The organism is Amycolatopsis sp. MJM2582 (genome assembly GCF_000754115.1).
Lineage (GTDB): Bacteria > Actinomycetota > Actinomycetes > Mycobacteriales > Pseudonocardiaceae > Amycolatopsis > Amycolatopsis japonica.
Window position 1 is genome coordinate 450,046 of the sequence record NZ_JPLW01000004.1, and the last position, 22,665, is coordinate 472,710.

At 69.1% G+C, this 22,665-nt stretch carries 22 protein-coding genes; 16 read left to right on the forward strand and 6 right to left on the reverse strand.

Annotation, left to right across the window (positions count from 1 at the left end):
- The first annotated feature begins 2 nt into the window (after positions 1-2).
- The gene (locus ED92_RS27440) at positions 3-2,696 is read left to right on the forward strand and encodes a bifunctional GNAT family N-acetyltransferase/acetate--CoA ligase family protein (RefSeq protein WP_037343339.1); all 2,694 of its coding nucleotides are present in this window, start codon (positions 3-5) and stop codon (positions 2,694-2,696) included.
- Here ED92_RS27440 and ED92_RS27445 read toward each other — a convergent pair.
- Positions 2,680-3,117 carry an SgcJ/EcaC family oxidoreductase gene (locus tag ED92_RS27445; RefSeq protein ID WP_037343342.1) on the reverse strand — a complete coding sequence of 146 codons (438 nt, stop codon included), beginning with the start codon at positions 3,115-3,117 and terminating at the stop codon, positions 2,680-2,682. The two genes, ED92_RS27440 and ED92_RS27445, sit on opposite strands and share 17 nt — an antisense overlap.
- A gap of 63 nt (positions 3,118-3,180) precedes the next feature.
- Between ED92_RS27445 and ED92_RS27450 the strand changes: the two genes are divergently transcribed.
- Positions 3,181-3,786: a TetR/AcrR family transcriptional regulator gene (locus tag ED92_RS27450; protein ID WP_037343343.1), complete on the forward strand. Its 606-nt coding sequence runs from the start codon at positions 3,181-3,183 to the stop codon at positions 3,784-3,786.
- Here the strand turns inward: ED92_RS27450 and ED92_RS27455 are convergent.
- From ED92_RS27455 to ED92_RS27470, 4 genes are all read right to left on the reverse strand, one after another.
- The gene (locus tag ED92_RS27455; protein WP_037343345.1) at positions 3,738-4,835 is read right to left on the reverse strand and encodes a lipase; all 1,098 of its coding nucleotides are present in this window, start codon (positions 4,833-4,835) and stop codon (positions 3,738-3,740) included. The two genes, ED92_RS27450 and ED92_RS27455, sit on opposite strands and share 49 nt — an antisense overlap.
- Positions 4,836-4,965: 130 nt before the next feature.
- Positions 4,966-6,477 (reverse strand): long-chain-fatty-acid--CoA ligase, encoded by a 1,512-nt coding sequence (locus ED92_RS27460; RefSeq protein ID WP_037343347.1) that lies wholly within the window; start codon positions 6,475-6,477, stop codon positions 4,966-4,968.
- Entirely contained in the window at positions 6,474-7,547 is a 1,074-nt protein-coding gene (locus ED92_RS27465; RefSeq protein ID WP_037343348.1) for an acyl-CoA dehydrogenase family protein, read from the reverse strand. The genes ED92_RS27460 and ED92_RS27465 overlap by 4 nt, the downstream gene beginning before the upstream one ends.
- Before the next feature lie 9 nt (positions 7,548-7,556).
- Positions 7,557-8,738 carry an acyl-CoA dehydrogenase family protein gene (locus tag ED92_RS27470; RefSeq protein ID WP_037343349.1) on the reverse strand — a complete coding sequence of 394 codons (1,182 nt, stop codon included), beginning with the start codon at positions 8,736-8,738 and terminating at the stop codon, positions 7,557-7,559.
- Between the two features lie 103 nt (positions 8,739-8,841).
- Here ED92_RS27470 and ED92_RS42080 point away from each other — a divergent pair, with 103 nt between their 5' ends.
- The 13 genes from ED92_RS42080 to ED92_RS27530 all read left to right on the forward strand — a co-directional run bounded on the left by ED92_RS42080 (position 8,842) and on the right by ED92_RS27530 (position 20,660).
- On the forward strand, positions 8,842-9,033 hold the full coding sequence (locus ED92_RS42080) for a ferredoxin (protein WP_081975930.1): 192 nt from the start codon (positions 8,842-8,844) through the stop codon (positions 9,031-9,033).
- A 71-nt stretch (positions 9,034-9,104) separates the two neighbouring features.
- The gene (locus tag ED92_RS27475) at positions 9,105-9,989 is read left to right on the forward strand and encodes a 3-oxoacyl-ACP reductase (protein ID WP_037343351.1); all 885 of its coding nucleotides are present in this window, start codon (positions 9,105-9,107) and stop codon (positions 9,987-9,989) included.
- Between the two features lie 16 nt (positions 9,990-10,005).
- Complete coding sequence (locus ED92_RS27480) at positions 10,006-10,767, forward strand: glucose 1-dehydrogenase (protein ID WP_037343352.1); 762 nt, start codon at positions 10,006-10,008, stop codon at positions 10,765-10,767.
- 91 nt (positions 10,768-10,858) lie between these two features.
- The gene (locus ED92_RS27485) at positions 10,859-11,644 is read left to right on the forward strand and encodes an ABC transporter permease (RefSeq protein WP_152611023.1); all 786 of its coding nucleotides are present in this window, start codon (positions 10,859-10,861) and stop codon (positions 11,642-11,644) included.
- 1 nt (position 11,645) lies between these two features.
- A complete protein-coding gene (locus tag ED92_RS27490) occupies positions 11,646-12,494 on the forward strand; it encodes an ABC transporter permease (RefSeq protein WP_016332769.1) in 849 nt (282 codons plus the stop codon).
- An 8-nt stretch (positions 12,495-12,502) separates the two neighbouring features.
- The gene (locus tag ED92_RS27495; RefSeq protein WP_037343492.1) at positions 12,503-13,825 is read left to right on the forward strand and encodes an MCE family protein; all 1,323 of its coding nucleotides are present in this window, start codon (positions 12,503-12,505) and stop codon (positions 13,823-13,825) included.
- 181 nt (positions 13,826-14,006) lie between these two features.
- Positions 14,007-15,044 (forward strand): MCE family protein, encoded by a 1,038-nt coding sequence (locus ED92_RS27500; protein ID WP_037343356.1) that lies wholly within the window; start codon positions 14,007-14,009, stop codon positions 15,042-15,044.
- The gene (locus tag ED92_RS27505; protein ID WP_037343494.1) at positions 15,041-16,072 is read left to right on the forward strand and encodes an MCE family protein; all 1,032 of its coding nucleotides are present in this window, start codon (positions 15,041-15,043) and stop codon (positions 16,070-16,072) included. The genes ED92_RS27500 and ED92_RS27505 overlap by 4 nt, the downstream gene beginning before the upstream one ends.
- On the forward strand, positions 16,069-17,250 hold the full coding sequence (locus tag ED92_RS27510) for an MCE family protein (RefSeq protein ID WP_037343358.1): 1,182 nt from the start codon (positions 16,069-16,071) through the stop codon (positions 17,248-17,250). Before ED92_RS27505 ends, ED92_RS27510 begins: the two co-directional genes overlap by 4 nt.
- Positions 17,247-18,449, forward strand: a complete 1,203-nt coding sequence (locus ED92_RS27515) for an MCE family protein (RefSeq protein WP_037343360.1) — start codon at positions 17,247-17,249, stop codon at positions 18,447-18,449. Before ED92_RS27510 ends, ED92_RS27515 begins: the two co-directional genes overlap by 4 nt.
- The gene (locus ED92_RS27520) at positions 18,446-19,681 is read left to right on the forward strand and encodes an MCE family protein (protein WP_037343362.1); all 1,236 of its coding nucleotides are present in this window, start codon (positions 18,446-18,448) and stop codon (positions 19,679-19,681) included. The genes ED92_RS27515 and ED92_RS27520 overlap by 4 nt, the downstream gene beginning before the upstream one ends.
- On the forward strand, positions 19,681-20,169 hold the full coding sequence (locus tag ED92_RS27525; RefSeq protein ID WP_037343363.1) for a hypothetical protein: 489 nt from the start codon (positions 19,681-19,683) through the stop codon (positions 20,167-20,169). The genes ED92_RS27520 and ED92_RS27525 overlap by 1 nt, the downstream gene beginning before the upstream one ends.
- Positions 20,166-20,660 carry a hypothetical protein gene (locus ED92_RS27530; RefSeq protein ID WP_037343364.1) on the forward strand — a complete coding sequence of 165 codons (495 nt, stop codon included), beginning with the start codon at positions 20,166-20,168 and terminating at the stop codon, positions 20,658-20,660. Before ED92_RS27525 ends, ED92_RS27530 begins: the two co-directional genes overlap by 4 nt.
- Here ED92_RS27530 and ED92_RS27535 read toward each other — a convergent pair whose 3' ends face one another.
- Positions 20,661-21,164, reverse strand: a complete 504-nt coding sequence (locus ED92_RS27535; RefSeq protein WP_037343366.1) for a hypothetical protein — start codon at positions 21,162-21,164, stop codon at positions 20,661-20,663.
- A gap of 175 nt (positions 21,165-21,339) precedes the next feature.
- On the opposite strand from ED92_RS27535, the gene ED92_RS27540 reads away from it, so the two are divergent.
- Positions 21,340-22,584 (forward strand): aminotransferase class I/II-fold pyridoxal phosphate-dependent enzyme, encoded by a 1,245-nt coding sequence (locus ED92_RS27540; protein ID WP_037343367.1) that lies wholly within the window; start codon positions 21,340-21,342, stop codon positions 22,582-22,584.
- The last annotated feature ends 81 nt before the right edge of the window (positions 22,585-22,665 follow it).

Consider the following 22,665-nt stretch of genomic DNA (forward strand, 5'->3'; position numbering starts at 1 on the left):
ACATGGTCAGTGAGGACATCAAACGCGACCCCTACGACTACCCGCGTGAGTGGGAGGCCGACGTCCTGCTCTCCGACGGCGGCACGGTGCACCTGCGCCCGGTGATCCCGAGCGACGCCGACGGCCTCGTCGCCTTCCACGGCCGGTTGTCCGAACGCACCCGGTACTTCCGGTACTTCGGCGCCTATCCGCGGATCCCGCAGCGCGACCTCGAACGGTTCTCCGTCGTCGACCACCACGACCGGGTCGCGTTCGTCGCGCTGCTCGGCGACGACATCGTCGCGGTCGGCCGGTACGAACGGCTGGAACACGGGCCGTCGGCCGAGGTCGCGTTCGTCGTCGACGACGCCCATCAGGGCCGCGGGCTCGGGTCGATCCTCCTGGAGCATCTGGCCGCGGCCGCCTCGGAATCCGGGCTGCGCCGCTTCGTCGCCGAGGTGCTCGCCGAGAACGCGGGCATGGTGCGCGTGTTCCGTGACGCGGGCTACCAGGTCAGCCGCGAGATCGAAGAAGGCGTGCTGCACCTGGAGTTCGACATCGACCCGACCGAGGAGTCGCTCGCGGTCGCCCGCTCCCGGGAGCAGGCCGCGGAGGCCCGCAGCGTGCACAACCTGCTGCATCCGAAGTCGGTCGCGGTGATCGGTGCGTCCACCGATCCGACGAAGATCGGCTACGTCGCCCTCACCAACCTGCTCAGCGCCGATTTCGCCGGCACGGTCTACCCGGTCAACCCGGAGCACAAGTCCGTCCGCGGCGTCCGTGCCTATCCGTCCGTCGTGGACATCCCCGAGGACGTCGACCTCGCGCTGGTCGCCGTGCCCGCCGAGGCCGTCGAGTCCGTTTTGGACGGTGCGCTGGCCAAAGGCGTCAAGACCCTCCTGATCGTCTCCGGCGGGTTCGCCGAGGCCGGGCCGCACGGGCTGCACGCCGAACTGAGGCTGGTCGGGGAGGCCAGGGCGCACGGTATGCGCGTCGTCGGCCCGAACGCGCTGGGCGTGCTCAACACCGACGCCTCGGTCCGGCTCAACGCCACCCTCGCGCCCCGCCTGCCCGCGCGCGGCCGCACCGGGTTCTTCTGCCAGTCCGGCGCGCTGGGCACCGCGATCCTGGCCGACGCCGAAGCACGCGGCCTCGGGCTTTCGACGTTCGTCTCGGCGGGGAACCGGGCCGACGTCTCGGGCAACGACCTGCTCCAGTACTGGGAGACCGATCCGGCGACCGATCTCGTCCTGCTGTACCTGGAATCGTTCGGCAACCCGCGCAAGTTCGCGCGGCTCGCGCGGCGGCTGGCGCGGACGAAGCCGGTGGTGGCGGTGAAATCCGGCAGGCACGCCGTCCGCCCGCAGCTCGCCGCGACCTCGGCGGAGGTCGACGAATCCAGTGTCCAGGCCCTGTTCGAGCAGGCGGGTGTCGTCCGCGTCGACACGCTCGCGCAGCTCTTCGACACCGCGCTGGTCTTCGCCCATCAGCCGCTGCCCGCCGGGCCGCGGATCGCCATCGTGGGCAACTCCAGCGCCATCGGGTTGCTCGCCGCCGACACGGCGCGGGCGCACGGCCTCCGGCTGACCGCCGACCCGGTCGACGTCGGGCCGCAGGCGAGCCCGGAGGAATTCGCCGCCGCCGTGCGCGAGGCGCTCAACTCCCCGGACACCGACGCGCTCGTCGTGGTTTTCGTGCCACCGCTCGCGATCCCGGGGACCGCGTACGCCCGTGCGTTGCGGGAGGCCGTAGTCGAGATGGACAAGAACAAGCCGATCGTGTCGACCTTCCTCGCCGTCGAGGGCGTGCCGGACGAGCTGGCCGTGCTGTCGGAGGACGGCGTGCCGACGCGGGGTTCGGTCCCGTCGTACCCGAGCCCGGAACGCGCGGTGAACGCGCTCGCGCGGGTCGTGCGGTACGCCGCCTGGCGGCAGCGGCCGCAGGGCAACCTGGTGCGTCCCGCCGGCCTGCACGCCGAGCAGGCGCAGGTGATCGTCGCCGAACTGCTGGCGGCCGAGGACGGCAAGACGACGCTGCTCTCCGACGACGACGTGGTCCGGCTCCTGGGCTGCTACGGCATCGACGTCGTCCCGTTCCGGGTCGTGACCTCCGCGGACGAAGCGGTGAAAGCGGCCGAGGACCTGGGCTTCCCGGTCACGCTCAAGGCCATCGACGAACGGCTGCGCGGGAGGCCGGACCTCGCCGGGGTGCGGCTCGATCTGTCCTCTGTGGACGGAGTGCGCCGGGCGTACCTCGATCTGCGGGAGATCTCCGGCGACGACGAGGTCTACGTCCAGCGGATGGCGCCCAAGGGGCTGTCCTGCGTGATCGGGCTGCAGGACGACCCGTCGTTCGGCACGCTCGTGTCGTTCGGGCTGTCCGGTCTGGTCAGCACGCTGCTGGGGGACCGGGCCTACCGCGCCGTGCCGCTGACCGACGTCGACGCCGCCACCCTGCTCCGCGAACCGAGGACGTCGCCGCTGCTCACCGGCTACCGCGGCGACGAACCGGCGGATCTGGCCGCGCTCCAGGACATCGTGCTGCGCGTCGCGGCGCTCGCCGAGGACAACCCCGAGGTCCGGTCGATGACGCTCGACCCGATCCTCGCCTCGCCGGACGGCGCTTTCGTGGCCAACGCCCGGATCGTGCTGGGCCCGCCACCGTCCCGTCCCGACACCGGGCCGCGACGGCTGCGGCCGATCAACGCCCCTGCTTGAGCTCCCACTCTTGGGGCGAGCGGGCCGCGAGGTCCTTGTCGTGCTGGGTGAACGTCGCGATATCGCCGCGGATCGTGTTGTGGAACGCGACGATCAGCCCGCCGTGGACGAGTTTCGTCTGCACCGCCCGTGCTTCCCCGGCCAGGGGCCCGGCGGGGATGGTCAGCACGGTCGCGGTGTGCACGAGGTCGAACCCGCCGCCGAGCGGGCGGCTCGACACCTGGCGGATCCTCAGCGTGCTTCCCCGGTAGATGGTGTCGAAGATGTTCTGGCTCTCGCGCGCGATCGTCGCGCGGCCGCGCTGGATCCGGCCGACGACGTCGACGAAGTCCGCGTCCTCGGCGAAGTTCGCCGCCCACGCCTCACCGTCGCCCGCGTTCCAGGCACGTTCCAACGCGGTGATGATCTCCTCGGTGGTCATCGCTATCCTCCTGTAACAATGATCCATTAGTTAGAACAACGTTCCAACTTTCGAGGAGCATACATGTCGGCGGACCTTCCCGGCATCGTCCGGTTGCGCGATCGCCGTGAGGCGCTGACGCTGCGCACGATCCTGACGGCGGCCCGCGGCCTGTTCGCCGAGCGCGGGTACGCGCGGACGCCGATCCGCGTCATCGCCCAAGAGGCAGGGGTCTCACCGCAGACCATCTACGCGCACTTCGGGTCGAAGGCCGGTGTCCTCGGTGGTCTCGTCGACCTCCTCGACGACGAGGCCGGGATCCCCGACCTCGTCGCCGAGGCGCAGCGGATCGACGATCCGGTCGCGCTGCTCGGCCTGCTCGCCACGGTCGCCCGCCAGGTCCGGGAACGCTGCGGGGACATCGTCGCGATGCTGAGCTCCGGTGCCGCCGTCGATCCGGACATCGCCGCGACCCAGGCGGAGGGCGCGCGGCGCAACCGGCTCGGCGTCGAGATGGTCATGGACCGCGTCCGGAAGAGCGGCCGCGCCCTGGTGCCGAGGGCCACGGACATCGCCGTGGCCCTGATGAGCGCCGACGTCCACACCAGCCTCGTCGCCGAGGCCGGGTGGAGTCACGACGACTACGAAGCCTGGCTCAAGGACACCTTGGTCGCGTCGCTGCTTCGGTGACGCAGGTGCTCGGCGAAGAACGCCGAGAGCCGGGCGCGCTGGACGGCGACGCTTCGTGCGGGATCGATGGTGCCGACGAACGCGGCCGGCGCGTTCCCCAGTTGCGGCAGCAGGGTCTGATAGTCGGTGAAGCTGAAGTGCTCACCGTCCGGCAGCCGTGTTTCCCCGGTCCAGCCGCGCTGGTTGCGCTGGAACTCCTGCCAGGACGCGTCCGACGCCGCGCTGTGGTCGCCGGCGCTCATCAGCAGGAACGGCCGGTCCAGTCCTTCGTCGGCGACGCGGCCGAAGATCCGCTGAGACTGCGAGTGGGCCATGCTGCCGTCCAGATTCGCCCCGGCGACGACGCGCCGGTCGCTCACCATCGTCTCGCCCGCGGTGAACCCGCCGGCGGAATGGCCGAACATGCCGACTTGGCCCAGGCCGAGCGAATCGAGGACGAAACGCGTGTCCCGCACGCGGGTCTCGATCACGCGTTTCGACACCTCGATGCTCGACGGCGGCAAGGCCTTCTTCTCGACACGGCCGCCGGGGAACTCCACCGCTTCCGCTTCGTGGGTGTGGTCGATGGCCACCACTACGTAGCCCTCGCTCGCGAGCTGTTCCTGCTGTGTGGTGCCGTGCGAACGCGACAGCGTGCCCCCGGGTGAATACAGCACGACCGGCCGTCCGCCGCCGATCGCGGGCGCGCCGATCCGGGAGTGGGTGGGGAAGCGGTAGTCGATCCGGTCCGACGGCATGCCGAGTTTGGCGGCGTCGCCTTCGGCCACCACCTTCGCGACACCCGGCGCCATGTACGGCGCCTTCGGCTTTCCGCTCGGCAATGCCGGGTACCGGACGGTGACCATCAGTTCCCTTGGGGTGCCGGGAACCCACGGGTCCTGGCGGGAGCGGTCGATCAGGTGGAGGTCGGTGGTGCCGACCGCGAACGGGCCGGTCGGCGCGGGAAGGCTCAAGCGGACGGGGGCCGCCGACGCGGACGGCGCGAGGAGGACGGCGGGAAGGGCGAGTGCGGTGGCGAGTACGCCGATCCGGCGCGTTGTTCGTTTCATGGCACCGAACGTAGGGAGCGCGCCCGGCCGCGGACATCGGGAAGATCACCGGTCCCGACCCTGGGATCGGCCCCCCCCGGGTCCCCTTCCGCATTTAGTCCTCTGAATGCGAACTATCGCATTCAGAGGACTAAACGCGAGGGTAGCGGAGCTCCAGGGCGTCGTGTGTGCCGTCCGCGGCCAGTTCCCGTTTGAGCACCTTGTGCGTGGCCGTCCGGGGCAGCGCGTCGAGCACGCGGACGAACCTCGGCCACTGTTTCGGCCCGAGATCACCTTGCGCGGCAACGAAAGCGGCGAACTCGTTCGCATCGATCGGCGCCCGGCAGACCAGGGCGGCCAGCACCTGGTCCCCGACGCGCGGATCCGGAACGCCGTACACGGCCGCCTCGCTGACGGCGGGATGCCGCAGGAGCGCGCGTTCGATCGGTGCGGTGCCGAGGTTCTCCCCGTCGACGCGCAGCCAATCGCCGAGCCGTCCCGCGAAATAGCAGTAACCGTCCGCGTCGAGGTACGCCAGGTCGCCGGTGTGGTACATCCCGCCGCGCATCCGTTCGGCCTCGGCCTCGGGATCGCCGTAGTACCCGGCGAAGAAGCCGGGACCACCGGTGTTGACCAGTTCGCCGACCGCTTCGGCGGCGTTGAGCAGCTTCCCGCCTTCGCCGAATTCCGCCGGGGGACAGGGTTTCCCGGTTTCCGGATGGAGGACGGCGACGCCGTCGAGCAAGCGGCCGAGCGAACCGGGCGGAGTGGTGGCGTCCCTGCCGAAGTTCACGCCGCCTTCGGTCGAACCGAACGCGTCGACCACGTGGCAGCCGAATCGCGCGCCGAACGCGGCGAGATCGGCCTCCGCGCCTTCGTTGCCATAGACCAGTTTCAGCGGATTGTCGGCATCGTCGTCCCGAGCGGGCGTGGTGAGCACATAGGACATTGGCTTGCCGACGTAGTTGGCGTAAGTCGCCCCGAACCTCCGGACGTCCGGAAGGAAACCGGAGGCCGAGAACCGCCGCCGCAGCGCGATCCCCGCGCCCGCCGCGAGCCCGACCGACCAGCCCGCCATGATGGCGTTGGAGTGGAACATCGGCATCGACACGTAGACATTGTCCTCTGTGGACAGACCGAAGCGCGTCGCCAGCATCTCGCCGGGGTAGGCGATCTTCCCGTGCGTGCACCGGACGGCCTTCGGGTCGCCGCTGGTGCCGGAGGTGAAGATCAGCATGAGCAGGTCTTCGGGCTTCGCGGCCACGGGGACCACGGCCTCCCGGGCCGGTTCGAGCTCGCTCAGCGGCAGCACCGGCACGCCCGCCTCGGACAGCAAGGGAAGGTATTTCTCCTCGGCGAACACCAGCTCGCAGTCGGCCAGCGCGATGTCCCGGGCGAGCGCCGCGCCCCGCCGCGTCGGGTTCAGGCCGGCCAGCACGTGCCCCGAGAGCGCCGCCCCGCCGAGCAGGAACGAGAACTCGGGGACGTTGTCCGCCAGCAAGCCGAAATGCCCGCCGGGACGCAGGATCCCGGCGAGCGCGGCGGCGTATCCGGCGCAGGCCCGGACGTGTTCGGCCCAGGTCCAGCGCCGGTCCTCGAACAGCAACCCGGTCGAGTGGTCCTCCGCCCGCGCGAGCAGGAGTTCCGTGACCGTGGGGGTCATGCCGGAGCCGCGGCCAGGAGGTCGCCGAGCCCGCCCAGCTGCGCGGTCGCCCCGCCGAAGGTGAACTCGAGCCGCTTCGCCGCGACGAAGTAGCGATGCAGGGTGTGCTCGACGTCGATGCCGACCCCGCCGTGGATGTGCACGGCGGTATGCGCGACACGGTGCCCGGCCTCGGCCGCCCAGAACTTCGCCGTCGCGACCTCTTCGGCCGCCGGAAGTCCTTCGCTCAGCCGCCAGGCGGCCTGCCACAACGTCAGCCGGACGGCTTCGACGTCGACGTAGGCGTCGGCGAGCCGCTGCCGCACCGCCTGAAAACTCCCGATCAGATGCCCGAACTGCTTGCGCTCCCGCGCGTACGCCGCGGTCAGCTCCAAAGCCCGTTCGACGACGCCGAGCTGCTGCGCGCAGACACCGATCGTGCCTCGCAGCCGCAGCCATTCGCCGACGTCGCCCAAGGACACCGTGGCCTTCGCGCCGGACAGTTCAACGAGCGCCGCGTCGGCGTGGTCGACGGTCCGCTGCGGCGAGACCGTCACCGCGTCCCGGTCGAGCAGGAACACCTGACGGCCGCCGTCGATGGCGGCTTCGACGAGGAACCCGTGCGCGAACGCGCCCGACGGCACCGCGGTCTGCGCGCCGGTCAGCCGCCAGCCGTCGCCGTCGGCCTCGGCCGTGAACCCGCACGGCACGCCGTAATCCGGCAACGCCACCGCGAGGACGTGGTCACCGCGCAGGACCGGGACGATCCAGCGTTCGGCGAGCCGTCCGTCGCCGAAGGAGGCCACCGCCGCCGCGCCCATGACCACCGACGTCCGATACGGCACGGGCGCGACCGCGCGGCCGATCTCGGCGAGTACCGAGCACTGCTCCAGCAGCCCGAACCCGCCACCGCCGACCGACTGCGGCAGCGCCGCGTCGAGTACGCCCGCCTGGGCCAGTGAAGTCCACAGTGGAGCGTCGAAGCCGCCGGAACCGTGCGGCCCCAGCACCTCGGGGGTGACCTTGTCCGTGAGGATCCGGCGCGTGAGCGACGCGAGGTCTCGCTGCGCTTCGGTGAGCGTGAAGTCCATGGATGTCTCCTAGCGCGTGACGGGCAGGCCGAGTGCGGTCGCGGCGATCATGTCCCGCTGGATCTCGTTGGCGCCGCCGCCGAAGGTGAGGATGAGCGACGAGCGGTGCAGCCGTTCGATCCGGCCGCGCAGCTGGGCGCCGGGGGAGCCCTCGCGGACCACCGCGCCCGCGCCGAGGATCTCCATCATCAGCCGGTAGGCCTCGGTCGCGAACTCCGTGCCGAACACCTTGGTCGCCGACGCCTCCTCGGGGCCGAGCTCGCTGCTGGCGGCGGCCCAGGCGATCCGCCAGTTCCGCAGTTTCAGGTACTCGGCGTGGGTGTGGATCCGCGCCAGGTGCAGCCGCACCCACGGCTGGTCGGCGACGCGGGTGCCGTCGGGCAGTTTCGTGGTCTGCGCCCAGGCGCGCACCTCGCGCAGCGACGTCTGGATCGGCGCGGCCGAGGTCAGCGCGACCCGCTCGTGGTTGAGCTGGTTCGTGATGAGCGGCCAGCCCTCGTTCTCGCCCGCGACCCGGGAGGTCACCGGGACGCGGACGTCGTCGTAGTAGGTCGCGCTCGTGCCCGGCCCGGCGACCGTGTGCACCTTCGTCCAGGAGAAACCGGGGGCCGACGTCGGCACGATCAGCATGCTCAGGCCCTTGTGCCGATGCGCCTCGGGATCGGTGCGGGCGGCCAGCCAGATGTAGTCGGCGTACTCGATCAGGCTCGTCCACATCTTCTGGCCGTTGATGACGTAGTCGTCGCCGTCGCGGATCGCGCGCGTGCGCAGGGCCGCCAGGTCGGTGCCCGCGCCCGGCTCGGAGTAGCCGATCGCGAAGTGCAGCTCGCCCGCGGCGATCTTCGGCAGGTAGAACGCCTTCTGTTCTTCGGTGCCGTACCGCATGATCGTCGGGCCGACGGTGTTCACCGTGAGGAACGGGACGGGCACCCCCGCCGCGGCCGCCTCGTCGGTGAAGATGAGCTGGTCGAGCATCGGCCGGTCCTGCCCGCCGTACTCGCGGGGCCAGCCGATCGCGAGCCAGCCCGCCCTGCCGAGGTCGCGGACGATTTCCTTGTACACCAGGCCGTTGCCGTACTCGCCGCCGTCGCCGGCCAGGGCTTCGCGGCGCTCCGGGGTCATCAGCCCGGCGAAGTACTCCCGGAGTTCGCCCGCCAGTGCCCGCTGCTCCGGCGTGTAGTCGATCCGCATCCGTCACCTCTGCCGTCGGTGCTCGTTACTGGTGCCATGGCCGCTCGCGGCGGTAGGGTAGAACCTGTTCTAGTTGTACCAGGTGTGACGGCGAGGAGGGAATATGGAGATCGACGTCGATCGCTCACTCTGCGAGGCGAACGCGATCTGTGTCGGCTTCGCGCCGGAGGTCTTCGATCTCGATGACGACGAGGAGCTTGTCCTCGCGCCGGGCGAAGTTCCACAGAATCAAGTAGAACGTGTTACTCAAGCCGTGGCGAGCTGCCCGAAAAACGCGCTGCTCATACGTGGTTAGCACCGTTTATTTGCTGCTTGCATCGAGCAAGAACAGATTCTAGTGTGTGCGGAGAGGCAAGGAGGCCCGGAGTGAGTTTGGACGGCAAGACGGCCATTGTGACCGGCGCCGGCGCGGGACTCGGCCGGGCCGAGGCGCTGGCGCTGGCCGCCGCGGGAGCGTCGGTCGTGGTCAACGACGTGTCCACCGCCGCGCAGGCGGTGGCCGACGAGATCGAGGCCGAGGGCGGCACGGCCATCGCGGTCACCGGCGACGTGTCGGAGTCCGCGACCGCCGACGCGCTGCTCACCGCCGCCGTCGACCACTTCGGCGGGCTGCACGTCCTGGTCAACAACGCGGGCGTGCTGCGCGACCGGATGCTCTTCTCGATGACCGACGACGAATGGGACACGGTGCTCCGCGTCCACCTGCGCGGGCATTTCCTGCTTTCGCGCAACGCCGGGGCGTACTGGCGCGACAAGTCCAAAGTGGACGGCGCGCCGGTGTACGGCCGAGTGGTCAACACCGCGTCGGAGTCGTTCCTGCTCGGCGCCCCCGGCCAGCCGAACTACGGCGCGGCCAAGGCGGGCATCGCCGCGCTGACCGTCTCCACCGCGCGCGGTCTCTCCCGTTACGGGGTCCGCGCCAACGCGATCTGCCCGCGTGCCCGCACAGCGATGACCGAAGGCGTCTTCGGCGCCGACGCTCCGGAGGGGATCGATCCCCTTTCGGTCGACCATGTCGCGCCGTTCGTGTCGTTCCTCTGCTCGCCGGACGCGGATCGCGTCAACGGTCAGGTGTTCCTCGTCTACGGCGGGATGGTCGCGCTGATGCGGCCACCGTCGGTGGAGCAGCGGTTCGACACCGCCAACGGCACCTGGACCCCCGAAGAACTCGCCACCAGCGTGGGCGGCTACTTCGCCGACCGCGACCCGGAGCGGATGTTCTCCGCGTCCGAGATCATGTCGCTGCCGTGAATCGGAGGAGATGACGATGGGCAGGCTCGACGGCAAGGTAGCGCTGATCACCGGCGGTGCCCGCGGGCAGGGTGAGGCGGCCGCGCGGCTGTTCGTCGCCGAGGGCGCGCGTGTGGTGATCGCCGACATCAACGACCTCGACGGCAAGAAACTCGCCGCCGATCTCGGCGAAGCGGCCGTCTACCAGCATCTCGACGTCGGCGACGAAGCCGAATGGGATGCGGCGATCGAGCGCACTCAGGCGGAGCTCGGCCCCCCGACGGTGCTGGTCAACAACGCGGGCATCCTGCACTTCTCGGAACTGGGCAAGACCACGCTCGCCGACTACGAACGCGTCGTCCGGGTCAACCAGATCGGCGCGTTTCTCGGGATGCGCTCGGTCGTTGAACCGATGACCGGGGCCGGAGGCGGCTCCATCGTCAACGTGTCCTCAGTGGAGGGGCTCGCCGGGATGCCGTTCCTCGTCGCCTACACCGCGAGCAAGTTCGCGATCCGCGGGATGACCAAGGTCGCCGCGCTCGAACTCGGCGCGAAGAACATCCGGGTCAATTCGGTCCACCCCGGCGCGATCGACACCCCGATGGTCGCGGCCGCCGCGGGCGGGCAGAAAGTCGACATGTCGTGGGTCGGCAAGAAGGTCGCCCTCGGCCGCGTCGGACAGCCGGAGGACATCGCGAAACTCGTGTTGTTCCTGGCCAGTGACGAAAGTTCGTACAGCACCGGCGCGGAGTTCGTCGCCGACGGCGGCGCGACCGCGACGCACGCTCTCAAGTTCTGACGCGGAGGTGCCGAGAGCAAAGTGAACACCGCTAACGCAATGGGGCGTTGACAGGTGGAGTAAGACTCGGGGCAGGCTACTGGGAGGTTCTGTGAACGCATCGGTGTCCGTCCCGGGTACGGGTGCGCTCACACAGGTCGGCAGGCTCGCGACGCTGTCGTGGGAAGTCCTGCGCGCGATCTTCAAACGACCGTTCCAGTTCCGCGAATGGATCCAGCAGTGCTGGTTCTTCGCCAGTGTCACCATCCTGCCCACGGCACTCGTGGCGATCCCGTTCGGCGCGGTCATCGCACTGCAGCTGGGATCGCTGACGCAGCAGATCGGCGCGCAGTCGTTCACCGGCGCGGCGAGCGCGCTCGCGATCGTGCAGCAGGCGAGCCCGCTGATCACCGCGCTGCTGGTGGCGGGCGCGGGCGGCAGCGCGGTCTGCGCCGACATCGGCGCCCGCAAGATCCGCGAAGAGATCGATGCGATGGAGGTGCTCGGGGTCAACCCGATCCAGCGCCTGATCGTGCCCCGCGTGCTCGCGGCGATCGTGGTTTCGGTGCTGCTGAACGGTTTGGTCAGCGTCGTCGGCGTGCTCGGCGGTTACTTCTTCAACGTCGTCATGCAGGGCGGCACGCCGGGCGCGTATCTCGCCAGCTTCAACGCGCTCGCGCAGGTGCCGGACCTCTGGATCAGCGAGATCAAGGCGCTCCTCTACGGTTTCGTCGCCGGGGTGGTCGCGGCGTTCCGCGGGCTGAACCCGGCCGGCGGGCCGAAGGGTGTCGGCGACGCGGTGAACCAGGCCGTGGTCATCACGTTCCTGCTGCTGTTCCTGATCAATGTCGTGCTGACCGCGATCTACCTGCGGATCGTGCCGCCGAAGGCGATGTGACATGGCAGGCGAACCCGCTGTTTCCGATCGGACGCTCGAGATCATCGCGCGTCCCGGTGCGATGCTGGAAGGCTTCGGCGGCCAGCTGTCGTTCTACTTCCGCGCGCTGGCCTGGACCCCGCGCACGATCCGGCGCTACGGCCGCGAGATCTTCCGCCTGCTGACCGAAGTCAGCTTCGGCACGGGCGCGCTCGCGGTGATCGGCGGGACGCTCGGCGTGATGATCGGGATGACCCTGTTCACCGGTCTCATCGTCGGCCTGCAGGGGTATTCGGCGCTGAACCAGCTCGGCACGGCCGCGCTGACCGGGTTCATCTCGGCCTACTTCAACACCCGCGAGGTCGCGCCGCTTTCGGCCGGGCTCGCGCTTTCGGCCACCGTCGGCTGCGGGTTCACCGCGCAACTGGGCGCGATGAAGATCTCCGAGGAGATCGACGCGCTCGAAGTGATGGGTGTGCCGAGCATGCCGTATCTGGTGACGACGCGGGTGATCGCCGGCGTCACCGCCGTGATCCCGCTGTACGCCGTCGGGCTGCTTTCGTCCTATCTCGCGTCGCGGCAGATCACCATCTGGCTCTACGGCCAGTCCGCGGGCACCTACGACCATTACTTCACGCTGTTCCTGCCGCCCGAGGACGTGCTCTGGTCGTTCCTCAAGGTGATCATCTTCAGCGTGCTCGTCATCCTGTCCCATTGCTACTACGGCTATACCGCCAGCGGCGGGCCCGCCGGGGTCGGCGTCGCGGTCGGCCGCGCGGTGCGGACGTCGATCGTGCTGATCTCGGTGCTCGACTTCTTCCTGAGCCTGGCGATCTGGGGCGCCACCACGACAGTGAGGATTTCCGGGTGAACAGGAGGATGCTGCTGCAGCGGCTCCGGCACCAGGTGCTGGGGCTGATCTTCCTCGTGGTGGTCGTGCTGTTCTTCGTCACCACCATCGCCTTCTACCAGAAGGCCTTCACTTCGGTGACCCTGGTGAAACTGGAGACCGACCGCATCGGCAACCAGATGCGCGAGGGCGCGGACGTCAAGGTGCGGGGAATGGTCGTCGGCGAGGTCCGCGCGATCCAGGCCCACGGTGACCGCGCGACGATGGATCTGGCGCTGCAGCCGGACAAGACGTCGGTCATCCCGTCCAACGTGTCCGCGCGGCTGCTGCCGAAGACGTTGTTCGGCGAACGGTATGTCGCCTTGCAGGTACCAGAGAAACCCGAACGGCACATCGCCGAGGGCGACGTCATCCCGCAAGACCGCAGCAGCAGCGCGATCGAGCTGGAAACCGTGCTCGGCAACGTGATGCCGTTGCTGCAGGCCGTCCAGCCGGAGAAGATGGCCAGCACGCTCAACGCCGTCGCGTCCGCTTTGGACGGTCAGGGCAAGCAGCTCGGCGCGACGATGGCGGGACTTTCGGAGTACCTCGGCAAAGTGAATCCGTCGCTGCCCGACCTCAAGGCTGACATCACCGGGGTCGCCGACGCCGCCGCGATCTACGACAAGGCCGCGCCGGATCTGCTGGCCGCGCTTTCGGATCTGACCACCACAAGCAAAACGCTGGTCGAGAGCCAGCGCGGGCTCGCCGACGTCTACTCGACCGTGACCGCGGCCTCGATCGACCTGACGAGCTTCCTGAAAGTCAACCAGGACAACCTGATCCGCCTCACCACCAACCTGCAGCCCACGTTGGACGTCCTCGCGAAATACGCGCCGGAATACCCGTGCCTGCTCAAACAGCTCGCCGGATCGGTGCCCCGCGCGGAACTCGCGTTCGGCAAGGGCACCGCGCATCCCGAGGTCAGCCGGGTGACGATCGAGTTCACGCCGAGCCGGGGCAAGTACCTGCCCGGCGTCGACGAGCCGAAGTACAACGACAAACGCGGGCCCCGGTGCTACCCGGAGGTCCCGCCGCCGGGCCGCTGGCCGCAGTACCCGCCGGACGGCGCCATCGACGACGGATCGTCGAAACCCGCGCCGCCGCGCGATCCCGACGGCACCCTGCCCTCGAACGGGACCATTCCCGCGGGCGGGAACGCGGGAGGTTCGATGGTGAACTCGCCGGACGAGCAGCGGCTGATCGATCTGCTCGTGTCGCCGGCGATGGGCACGACGCCGGACCAGGTGCCGAACTGGGGCAGCCTGCTGGTGGGGCCGCTGTACCGCGGGGCGGAGGTGGAACTGCGATGAGGACTGTGCCGAACGTGGGGTCCGGGCCCGGGCGCGCTGCGGCGGGTCGTGAGTGGCGATTCGGGTTAGAACCCGAATCGCCACTCACGACCCCCTGGAGCAAGGCCGGGCTGCAGGGGCCCTTCACCGCATGTGACGCGGCGAAAGCGTCCTTCAGCACAGGGGACGGGAGGGGCGCCCGATGAGGTCCTTCGTTCCCGACTTGATCAAGATCCTCGTCTTCGCGGTGGTGACCGTGCTCCTCACCGCGATCCTCGGCGCCACCATCGCGAACACCAACTTCGGCGAGACCTCGGGCTACACGGCCAAGTTCACCGACGCGTCCGGTCTCAAGGAGGGCGACGACGTCCGCATCGTCGGCGTGAAGGTCGGCCAGGTCGGCAAGATCGAGGTCGAGGAGGGCGAGCGGAACTTCGCCCAGGTCCACTTCGACGTCCAGACCTCGCACCGGCTGCCCGCCTCGGTGACCGCGACCATCAAGTACCGCAACCTCGTCGGGCAGCGGTATCTCTCGCTCGGTACGGATATCGGGGACGAGAAGTCGTTGCCGCGCGGCGGGATCATCCCGCCCGAGCGCACGAAACCGGCCCTGAACCTGACCGTCCTCTTCAACGGGTTCAAACCGCTCTTCCGCGCGCTCAACCCCGAGGACGTCAACAAACTGTCCTACGAGATCATCCAGGTCTTCCAAGGCGAGGGCGGCACGATCACCAGCCTGCTCGCGCACACCGCGTCGGTCACGTCGGCCATCGCGGGCAAAGACAAGATCATCGGCGAGGTCATCGCGAACCTCAACACCGTGCTCGGCACGGTCGAGCAGCGCTCGCCGCAGCTGGGCGAGCTGATCGATCAGACCCAGCGGCTGGTCACGGGGCTTTCCGAGCAGCGCCAGCCGATCGGGGAAGCGGTCAAGGCGCTGGGTGACCTCACCGTCGCCACGACCGGCCTGCTGGCCGACGCGCGGCCGGCGCTCAAGGACGACGTCGCGCAGCTCGGCGCGCTGTCGCAGAACCTCGGCGATTCCGAACAGCTGCTCGACCATCTCCTCGGCGTGCTGCCGGGCAACCTGCAGAAGTTCACCAGGACACTGAGCTACGGCAGCTGGTTCAACTACTACCTGTGCGGGATCTCCGGCAGTATCGGCATCAAATCGCTCAACATCGAACTGCCGATCACGCCGCTGCCCGGCACGCAGCGACCGGAGAGGTGCGGGCCGTGAAGCCGCTCAAGGAACGCAACCAGGCCGTGGTCGGCGGTGTGACGCTGATCCTGATCGTGCTGATCACGGCGACGACGTACTTCTCCGACCGGATCCCGTTGTTCGGCAGCGGGACGACGTACTCCGCGTACTTCGGCGAGTCGGCCGGGCTGGCGCCGGACAACGAGGTCCAGGTCGCCGGGGTCAAGGTCGGGCAGGTCAGCTCGGTCGAGCTGGCCGGCAAGAAGGTGCTGGTCAAGTTCCGGGTCAAGGACGTGCGGGTCGGCGACGCGACCGCGGCCTCGATCGAGATCAAGACGCTGCTGGGCGAGAAGTTCCTCGCGCTCACGCCGAAGGGCAAGGCCAACCAGGACCCGAACACCACCATCGGGCTCGACCGCACGCGGACGCCGTTCGAACTGCAGGACGCGTTCCAGGAGCTGTCGGGCACGGTCGGCGAGATCGACACCGCGCAGCTGGCGACGAGTTTCACCGTCCTGTCCGACGCGCTCAAGGACAGCCCGCAGTACCTCAAGGACGCGCTCGGCGGGCTTTCCTCGTTGTCCAAGACGGTGTCCTCACGCGACAGTGACCTGAAGGCGTTGCTGGCCAACACGAGCAAGGTGTCCAAGACGCTGTCCGATCGCAACGCGCAGCTGAAACGGATCCTCGACGACGGCAATCTCCTGCTCGCCGAACTGCAGAACCGGAAGGACGCGATCAGCACCTTGCTCAAGGGCACGCAACAGGTTTCGGCGCAGTTGTCCGGTCTCGTCGCCGACAACCGGCAACAGCTGAAGCCGACGCTGGAGAAACTCGGCAAGGTCACCGACATCCTGCAGCGCAACCAGGACAACCTCAGCCGCAGCCTCGCGCTGATGGCGCCGTTCGCCCGCGTCGGCGCCAACGCGACCGGCAACGGACGCTGGTTCGAGGGTTACCTGTGCGGTCTGCTGCCGCCGACGATCATCGCGGGCGCGTTCCAGGTGAACCCGGAGGGCTGCACCCCGCCGATCGCGGCGCCGAACCAGGGGGTGGGTGGACGATGAGCACCCGGACTCGTACGTTGTACAACTGGGTCGCGTTCGCCTGCGTCCTCGTGCTCCTCTTGACCGCCGGGCTGTGGCTGGTGTTCAAGGAACCGGGCGGGACCCGGATCAGCGCCTATTTCGGCAAGACCGTCGGCCTCTACGCGGGTTCGTCGGTCCGGGTGCTCGGGGTGAAGGTCGGGGAGATCACCGGCGTGACCCCGCAGGGCGAGGCGGTCCGGGTCGACATGCGGATCGACGGCGACACACCGATCCCGGCCGACGCGGGCGCCGTCGTCGTCGCGCCGAGCCTGGTCAGCGACCGCTACGTCCAGCTGACCCCGGCCTACGAAAGCGGCCCCGAAATGGCGACGGACACGGTGATCGCCAAGGAGAAGACGGCGACGCCCGCCGAACTCGACGACCTCTACACGAGTCTCGACAAGCTCTCGACCAGCCTCGGACCCAACGGGGCCAACAAGAACGGCGCGCTGTCCGACGTGCTCGACACCGCGGCGGCGAACCTCGCCGGCAACGGGAAGAACCTCAACACCACGGTGACGCGGCTGTCCGAACTGGCCAAGACCTTGGACAGTTCCAAAGGCGACCTGTTCACCACCGTGCGGAACCTGAACTCCTTCACCGGCGCGCTGGCCGAAAGCGACAAGCAGCTCAACGAGTTCTATCGCCGGGCGGCGGACGTGAGCGGCTTCCTGGCCGCGGACTCCGCCGACGTCGGCTCCGCGCTGAGCTCACTGGCGACGGCGATGGGCGACGTCGAGAAGTTCGTCGCGGAGAACAAGGACCTGCTCTCGTCCAATGTGGACAAGCTGGCCGGGCTGACGAAGGTGCTCGTGGACCAGCGTGCCTCGCTCGCCGAGGTGATCGACATCGCGCCGACCGGGGCGACCAACTTCATCAACTCCTACGACGCCGCCTCCGGCACGATCGCGGTGCGCGACAACCTCAACGAGCTGACCCACCCGCCGATCCTGACCGTGTGCCGCCTGATCAGCGCGAGCACGCCGAAACCGATCCCTGACGCGCTGGGCAACATCTGCAAACAGCTCGCGCCCGTCCTCGACGGCACGCTGAAACTCCCGTCGGTCCCGCAGGTGCTGGCCTCGCTGCAGAGCGGCGAACTGCCGCCGTTGCCGCTCCCGCTGGTGGACGTGATGACCAAAGGACTCCCGAAATGAGGCGGCAGCGGCAGAAGATCGCCGGGGTGATGGCGGGCGTCCTCGTGCTCGCCGGATGCAGTGACGGCGGGTTTTCGGGGCTGTACAACACCCCCTTGCCGGGCGGCGCGGATCTCGGCGACCATCCGTACCGGCTCACCGCGCAGTTCTCCGACGTCCTGGACCTCGTGCCGCAGGCGAGTGTGAAGGTCAACGACGTCCCGGTGGGTCGCGTCGAGAAGATCGACCTCGCGCCGGACACGCGTTCGGCGTGGGTGAGCATGGTGGTCAACGGCGACATCGCGCTGCCCGCGAACGCGCGTGCCGAGCTGCGCCAGTCGAGCCTGCTGGGGGAGAAGTTCGTCGATCTGCACGCCCCCGAAAAGCCGGAAGGAACGCTCGCCGAGGGGGCGAAGATCCCGCTGGACCGCACGAACCGCAATCCCGAGGTCGAAGAGGTCCTCGGCGCGCTTTCCCTGCTGCTCAACGGCGGCGGGGTCGAACAGATCCAGAAGATCAGCCACGAACTCAACGAAGCGCTCACCGGCAACGAGGCCGAGGTCCGCTCCTTGCTGTCCCAAGTGGACAAACTCGCCACCGAACTCGACGGGCACAAGGGCGAGATCCTGCGCGCCATCGACGGTCTCGACAAGCTGTCCAAGACCCTCGTCGGCCAGACGCAGAACCTCACGAACGCGCTCGACAACCTCTCGCCGGGGCTCAAGGTCGTGACCGAGCAACGGGATCAGCTCGTCGGCATGCTGCAGTCGCTCAACACCCTTTCCGGGGTCGCCACCGAGACGATCAAGGCGAGCAAGGACACGCTGGTCGCGAACCTGCGCGCGCTGCAGCCCACGCTGAAGAAGCTGACCGAGGCGGGCCAGGATCTGCCGACGGCGTTGCGGATCCTGCTCACGTATCCGTTCCCGGACTACGCGGGCAACGTGATCAAGGGCGACTACGCGAACGTCGAGGCCAAGATCGACCTGAACCTGGACACCTTCCTGGAGAACATGAACAACTCGTCGCAGCCGATCATCCAGCTGCCGGGCACCCAGGGCACCGGCACACCCGGCGCGATCCCGTTCAACAACGGCGCCGCCCCGCCGGTGCTGCCGTTGCCCGGTGATCTGCCGCAAGCGCCTCCGGCCGCGCAAGGGGACGCGCTGGGCGGCGTGCTCGGCGGGATTCTCGGGCCGCTGCTGGGAGGTGGCCGGTGATCACGCGCAAGATCAGGATCCAGCTGGCGGTGTTCGTCGTCATCGCGGTGGTTTCGGTCGTCTACGCGGGCGGCAACTACGCCGGGCTCGACCGGCTCTTCGGCACCCGCGGCTACCTCGTCACCGCGCAGCTGGTGGATTCCGGCGGGATCTTCGTCAACGCCGAGGTGTCCTACCGCGGCGTCGCGGTCGGCAAGGTCGCGTCGATGACGCTCACCGAACACGGCATCGACCTCGGTCTCGACATCGATTCGGGCGCGCCGAAGATCCCCGCGGACACCAAGGCCGCGGTCGCGAACCGGTCGGCGGTGGGGGAGCAGTACGTCGATCTGCTGCCCATGCACGAAAACGGGCCGTACCTCACCGAGGGTTCGGTCATCAAACGCGACAAGACCTCGATCCCGCTCGCCCCGGACACCGTACTGTCCAATTTGGACAAACTGGTGTCGAGTGTGAAGCCGGAATCGCTGCGGACCGTCGTCGACGAGACCTACGAGGCGTTCGCGAACACCGGCCCGGATCTGCGGCAGCTGCTGAACAGCACCGGTTCGCTCACCGCGACCGCGACCCAGTACCTGCCCGACACCCAAGGCCTGCTCGCCAACTCGCGGACCGTGCTGGACACCCAGCGGCGGCAGGCGGACAACATCACGCAGTTCTCCAGCGGGCTCAAGACGATCGCCGCGCAGCTGAAGACGTCCGACCCGGATCTGCGGCGCGTGATCGACGAGGCGCCGAAGCTGAGCCGCCAGATCAGCGACGTGCTCGCGGTGTCCGGGACCGACCTCGGGGTGCTGTTCGCGAACACGCTCACCACGGCCCAGATCACCTCCGCCCGCACCGACGCCATCGAGGAACTCCTGGTCGCATACCCGATCATCTCGGCGTTCTCGCGTTCGACGTCGCCGGACGGCACCGGCCACCTCGGCGTCGTGTTCAACTTCTTCGACCCGGTCTCGTGCACGAAGGGTTACGAGGGCACGAAACAGCGTCCCGCCAACGACACCACCGAAGCGCCGGTGAACACCCAGGCGTACTGCGCCGAGCCGCCAGGAAGCCCCACCGGCGTGCGAGGCTCGCAGAACGCCCCGTACGCCGGGAAGCCGCCGGCGGTCCCGGAGCGGCCGAAGCAGACCCCGCAGGCGGCGGAATCCGCCCAGCTGCCGGGGGTGCTGAGCCTGCTCACCGGATCCGCGCCCGGCGGGCTCGGCGCGTTGCTGGGCGGGAAGTGATGCTCACCCGCGCCCTCACCGTCGTGGCCGCGCTGGCGGTCCTCGCGGCTGCCTGGTTCGGCTGGTCGTGGTGGAGCGCCGCGGGCGACGACGGCCAGGCCAGGGGCCGCGAGCGCGAGGCCGTCCTCGCCGCCGCGTCCGGCCAGCTGGAGGTGCTCAACACGATCGACTACCGCAGTGGCGCGAAGGACGTCGACCGCTGGCTCGGCGTCACCACCGGACGGCTCGGCAAGGACCTCACCGGCGACCGCCAGATCCAGATCGACCGGGCGACCGCGAGCAAGACCGTCGCCACCGCCAAGCTCAAGCAGGCCGCGGTCACCGAACTCGACGCCGCGGCCGGGACGGCGCGCCTGATGGCCGTGCTGGACGTGCGGGTCAGCACCGGCGGCGGGTCGGCCGCGCCGAAGGTGAGCAGGCTGACCGTGGACTACCAGCGCGTCGAGGACGGCTGGAAGGTCAGCGCGGTCCAGGCGGCGGGCTCATGACCGGACGTGCTCCGCGATTCCTCATCGCGATCATCGTGCTGGCCACCGGCTGTGCGGTGTGGTTCGGCCTCCAGGCGTCCTCGCTGGGTTCGGACGGCAACGCGGCGCTGGTCGACCAGGCCGCCACGACCGAGGTCGCGGACCAGGTCGGTGCCGGGGTGAAGGCCGTTTTCTCCTACGACTACAGCAACCTCGCGCGCACCGAGCGGGCCGCCGCCGACGTGCTGATCGGGGAGGCGACCGGCCAGTACCGAGACCAGTTCGCCTCGGCGAGGAAGCGGGCCGAGGAAGGGAAGCTGGTGCGCACGACGACGGTGCGGTCGCTCGGCGTCCGGTCCCTGCGCGGCGACCAGGCCGAGGTGCTGCTGTTCCTCGACCAGCAGACGATGACCGCCGGTGGCGGGGCACCGCAGTCGACGGTGTCCCAGCTTTCGGTCACCGCGCAGCGTGTCGACGGCCGGTGGAAGATCTCTCAGCTCGTCCCGCTGTGATCAGGAGAGGCGTTTCATGTTCGCGGCGGTGATCACGCCGCCGGAAACGGTGTAGGAACCGGAAAAAGTGCGGAGCGAACCATCGTTCTGCCGGGCCGAAAGGTCGACGTACACGGTGTTCCCGCTCACGCTCCGCACGGTGACGGCGGCCCACGAAGTCGTCGCGTATCCGCTGGACCAGGAAGCGAAAGTGCCGCCTTTCGCCAGCCGTTGCCCACCGAGATTCCATGCGGTGAGGAAATCACGCCGGTTGATCGCGTCGTAGAAGGCGATCACCGTTTGCGCCACGGGAACCGACGGTGCGGGATAGACGGTCTGCGTCGCGGGTGGTGCGACGTAAACCGTTTGCGGCGGGGCTGCGACGGCGGGCGGCTGGATCACGATCGTGTTGGGCGGAGCGGCCACCGCGACGGCGGGCATCGCCGTTCCCTGATTCGGTACCGCGCACGCGGCCAGCGTTCCCGCCGCCGCCAACGTCACCATCGCCCACTTCTTCGCACCCATTTTCTCCCCTTTTCCTCGTGCTACCGAGAATGCGGGAACGGCGGCGGCATCAATAGGGGATTTGGCCTCGTTACGATTGCTGAAAAACGCGCCGGAACCGTTATCGGATCTTGTGCGCGCGGGCCTAGGGCCACCCTCGTCTCACGCCGGACCGCCGCCGGGTTTAGCGTTAGGCATGACCACTGCACCTGTCGATGTCGAGAGCGCCCGCCGCGACTACGCGGCCCTCGTCGACCGTGGCCTCTCCCTGGACATCACCCGCGGCAAGCCGTCCCCTCGCCAGCTGGACCTCGCCGACGGGCTGCTCGCCCTCCCCGGAGACGTGCGCAAGGCCGAGGACGGCACGGACGTCCGCAACTACGGCGGCCTCAAGGGCCTGCCCGAGCTCCGCCGCATCTTCGCCGGGCCGCTGCAGGTCCCGGCCGAGCAGCTGCTGGCCGCGGGCAACTCCAGCCTGGAGCTCATGCACGACTCGATCGTGCAGGCCTTCCTCAGCAAGCTGCCGGGCGCCGAGCGCCGCTGGGCCGACGAGCCGAGCGTCAAGTTCCTGTGCCCCGTGCCGGGCTACGACCGTCACTTCGCGCTGGCCGAGCGCTTCGGGATCGAGCTGATCCAGGTGCCGCTCACCGAGACCGGCCCGGACATGGCGGTCGTCGAGCGGCTCGTCGCCGAGGACCCCGCGGTCAAGGGCATCTGGTGCGTGCCGAAGTACAGCAACCCGACCGGCGTCACCTACAGCGACGACACCGTGCGCCGCCTGGCGACGATGACCACGGCCGCCCCGGACTTCCGGATCTTCTGGGACAACGCCTACGCCGTGCACCACCTCACCGAGGACGAGGCGCCGCTGGCCGACCTGCTCGCACTGGCCACCGAGGCGGGCAACGCCGACCGCGTGTTCGTCTTCGGCTCCACCTCGAAGGTCACCTACGCGGGTGGCGGCGTCGGCTTCTTCGGCGCGTCCGAGGCGAACCTGGCCTGGTGGACCGGCCTCATCGGCAAGCGGACCATCGGCCCGGACAAGGTCAACCAGCTCCGCCACGCGCAGTTCCTGCGCGACGAGGACGGCGTCCGCGAGCACATGCGCAAGCACGCCGAGCTCATCGGGCCGAAGTTCGCGGCCGTCGACGAGATCCTCACCAAGGAACTGGGCGAATCGGGCCTCGCGTCCTGGACCAAGCCGACCGGCGGGTACTTCATCTCGCTCACCGTGCCGTCCGGGACCGCCAAGGAGGTCGTGCGGCTGGCCAAGGAGGCGGGTATCGCCCTGACCCCGGCCGGCGCGACCCACCCGTACGGCGACGACCCCGAGGACGCCGTCATCCGCATCGCGCCGACGTACCCCGAGCTGGCCGAGGTGGAAGAGGCCATCCGCGGTCTCGCCGTCTGCGTCCGCCTTGCCGCGGCGACGAAGAAATAAGTTCGAGATCTTCTCCAATCCGGGTCACGGGTGGTTCCGAACGTCCGAGTGGGTGGGTGTGCACCGCAAAGACGAGAGGAA

Coding starts and splice junctions, on each gene's coding strand:
- ED92_RS27440 (WP_037343339.1), top strand. CDS start 3: ATGGTCAGTGAGGACATCAAACGCGACCCCTACGACTACCCGCGTGAG.
- ED92_RS27445 (WP_037343342.1), bottom strand. CDS start 3,117: ATGACCACCGAGGAGATCATCACCGCGTTGGAACGTGCCTGGAACGCG.
- ED92_RS27450 (WP_037343343.1), top strand. CDS start 3,181: ATGTCGGCGGACCTTCCCGGCATCGTCCGGTTGCGCGATCGCCGTGAG.
- ED92_RS27455 (WP_037343345.1), bottom strand. CDS start 4,835: ATGAAACGAACAACGCGCCGGATCGGCGTACTCGCCACCGCACTCGCC.
- ED92_RS27460 (WP_037343347.1), bottom strand. CDS start 6,477: ATGACCCCCACGGTCACGGAACTCCTGCTCGCGCGGGCGGAGGACCAC.
- ED92_RS27465 (WP_037343348.1), bottom strand. CDS start 7,547: ATGGACTTCACGCTCACCGAAGCGCAGCGAGACCTCGCGTCGCTCACG.
- ED92_RS27470 (WP_037343349.1), bottom strand. CDS start 8,738: ATGCGGATCGACTACACGCCGGAGCAGCGGGCACTGGCGGGCGAACTC.
- ED92_RS42080 (WP_081975930.1), top strand. CDS start 8,842: ATGGAGATCGACGTCGATCGCTCACTCTGCGAGGCGAACGCGATCTGT.
- ED92_RS27480 (WP_037343352.1), top strand. CDS start 10,006: ATGGGCAGGCTCGACGGCAAGGTAGCGCTGATCACCGGCGGTGCCCGC.
- ED92_RS27490 (WP_016332769.1), top strand. CDS start 11,646: ATGGCAGGCGAACCCGCTGTTTCCGATCGGACGCTCGAGATCATCGCG.
- ED92_RS27495 (WP_037343492.1), top strand. CDS start 12,503: ATGCTGCTGCAGCGGCTCCGGCACCAGGTGCTGGGGCTGATCTTCCTC.
- ED92_RS27500 (WP_037343356.1), top strand. CDS start 14,007: ATGAGGTCCTTCGTTCCCGACTTGATCAAGATCCTCGTCTTCGCGGTG.
- ED92_RS27510 (WP_037343358.1), top strand. CDS start 16,069: ATGAGCACCCGGACTCGTACGTTGTACAACTGGGTCGCGTTCGCCTGC.
- ED92_RS27515 (WP_037343360.1), top strand. CDS start 17,247: ATGAGGCGGCAGCGGCAGAAGATCGCCGGGGTGATGGCGGGCGTCCTC.
- ED92_RS27525 (WP_037343363.1), top strand. CDS start 19,681: ATGCTCACCCGCGCCCTCACCGTCGTGGCCGCGCTGGCGGTCCTCGCG.
- ED92_RS27530 (WP_037343364.1), top strand. CDS start 20,166: ATGACCGGACGTGCTCCGCGATTCCTCATCGCGATCATCGTGCTGGCC.
- ED92_RS27535 (WP_037343366.1), bottom strand. CDS start 21,164: ATGGGTGCGAAGAAGTGGGCGATGGTGACGTTGGCGGCGGCGGGAACG.
- ED92_RS27540 (WP_037343367.1), top strand. CDS start 21,340: ATGACCACTGCACCTGTCGATGTCGAGAGCGCCCGCCGCGACTACGCG.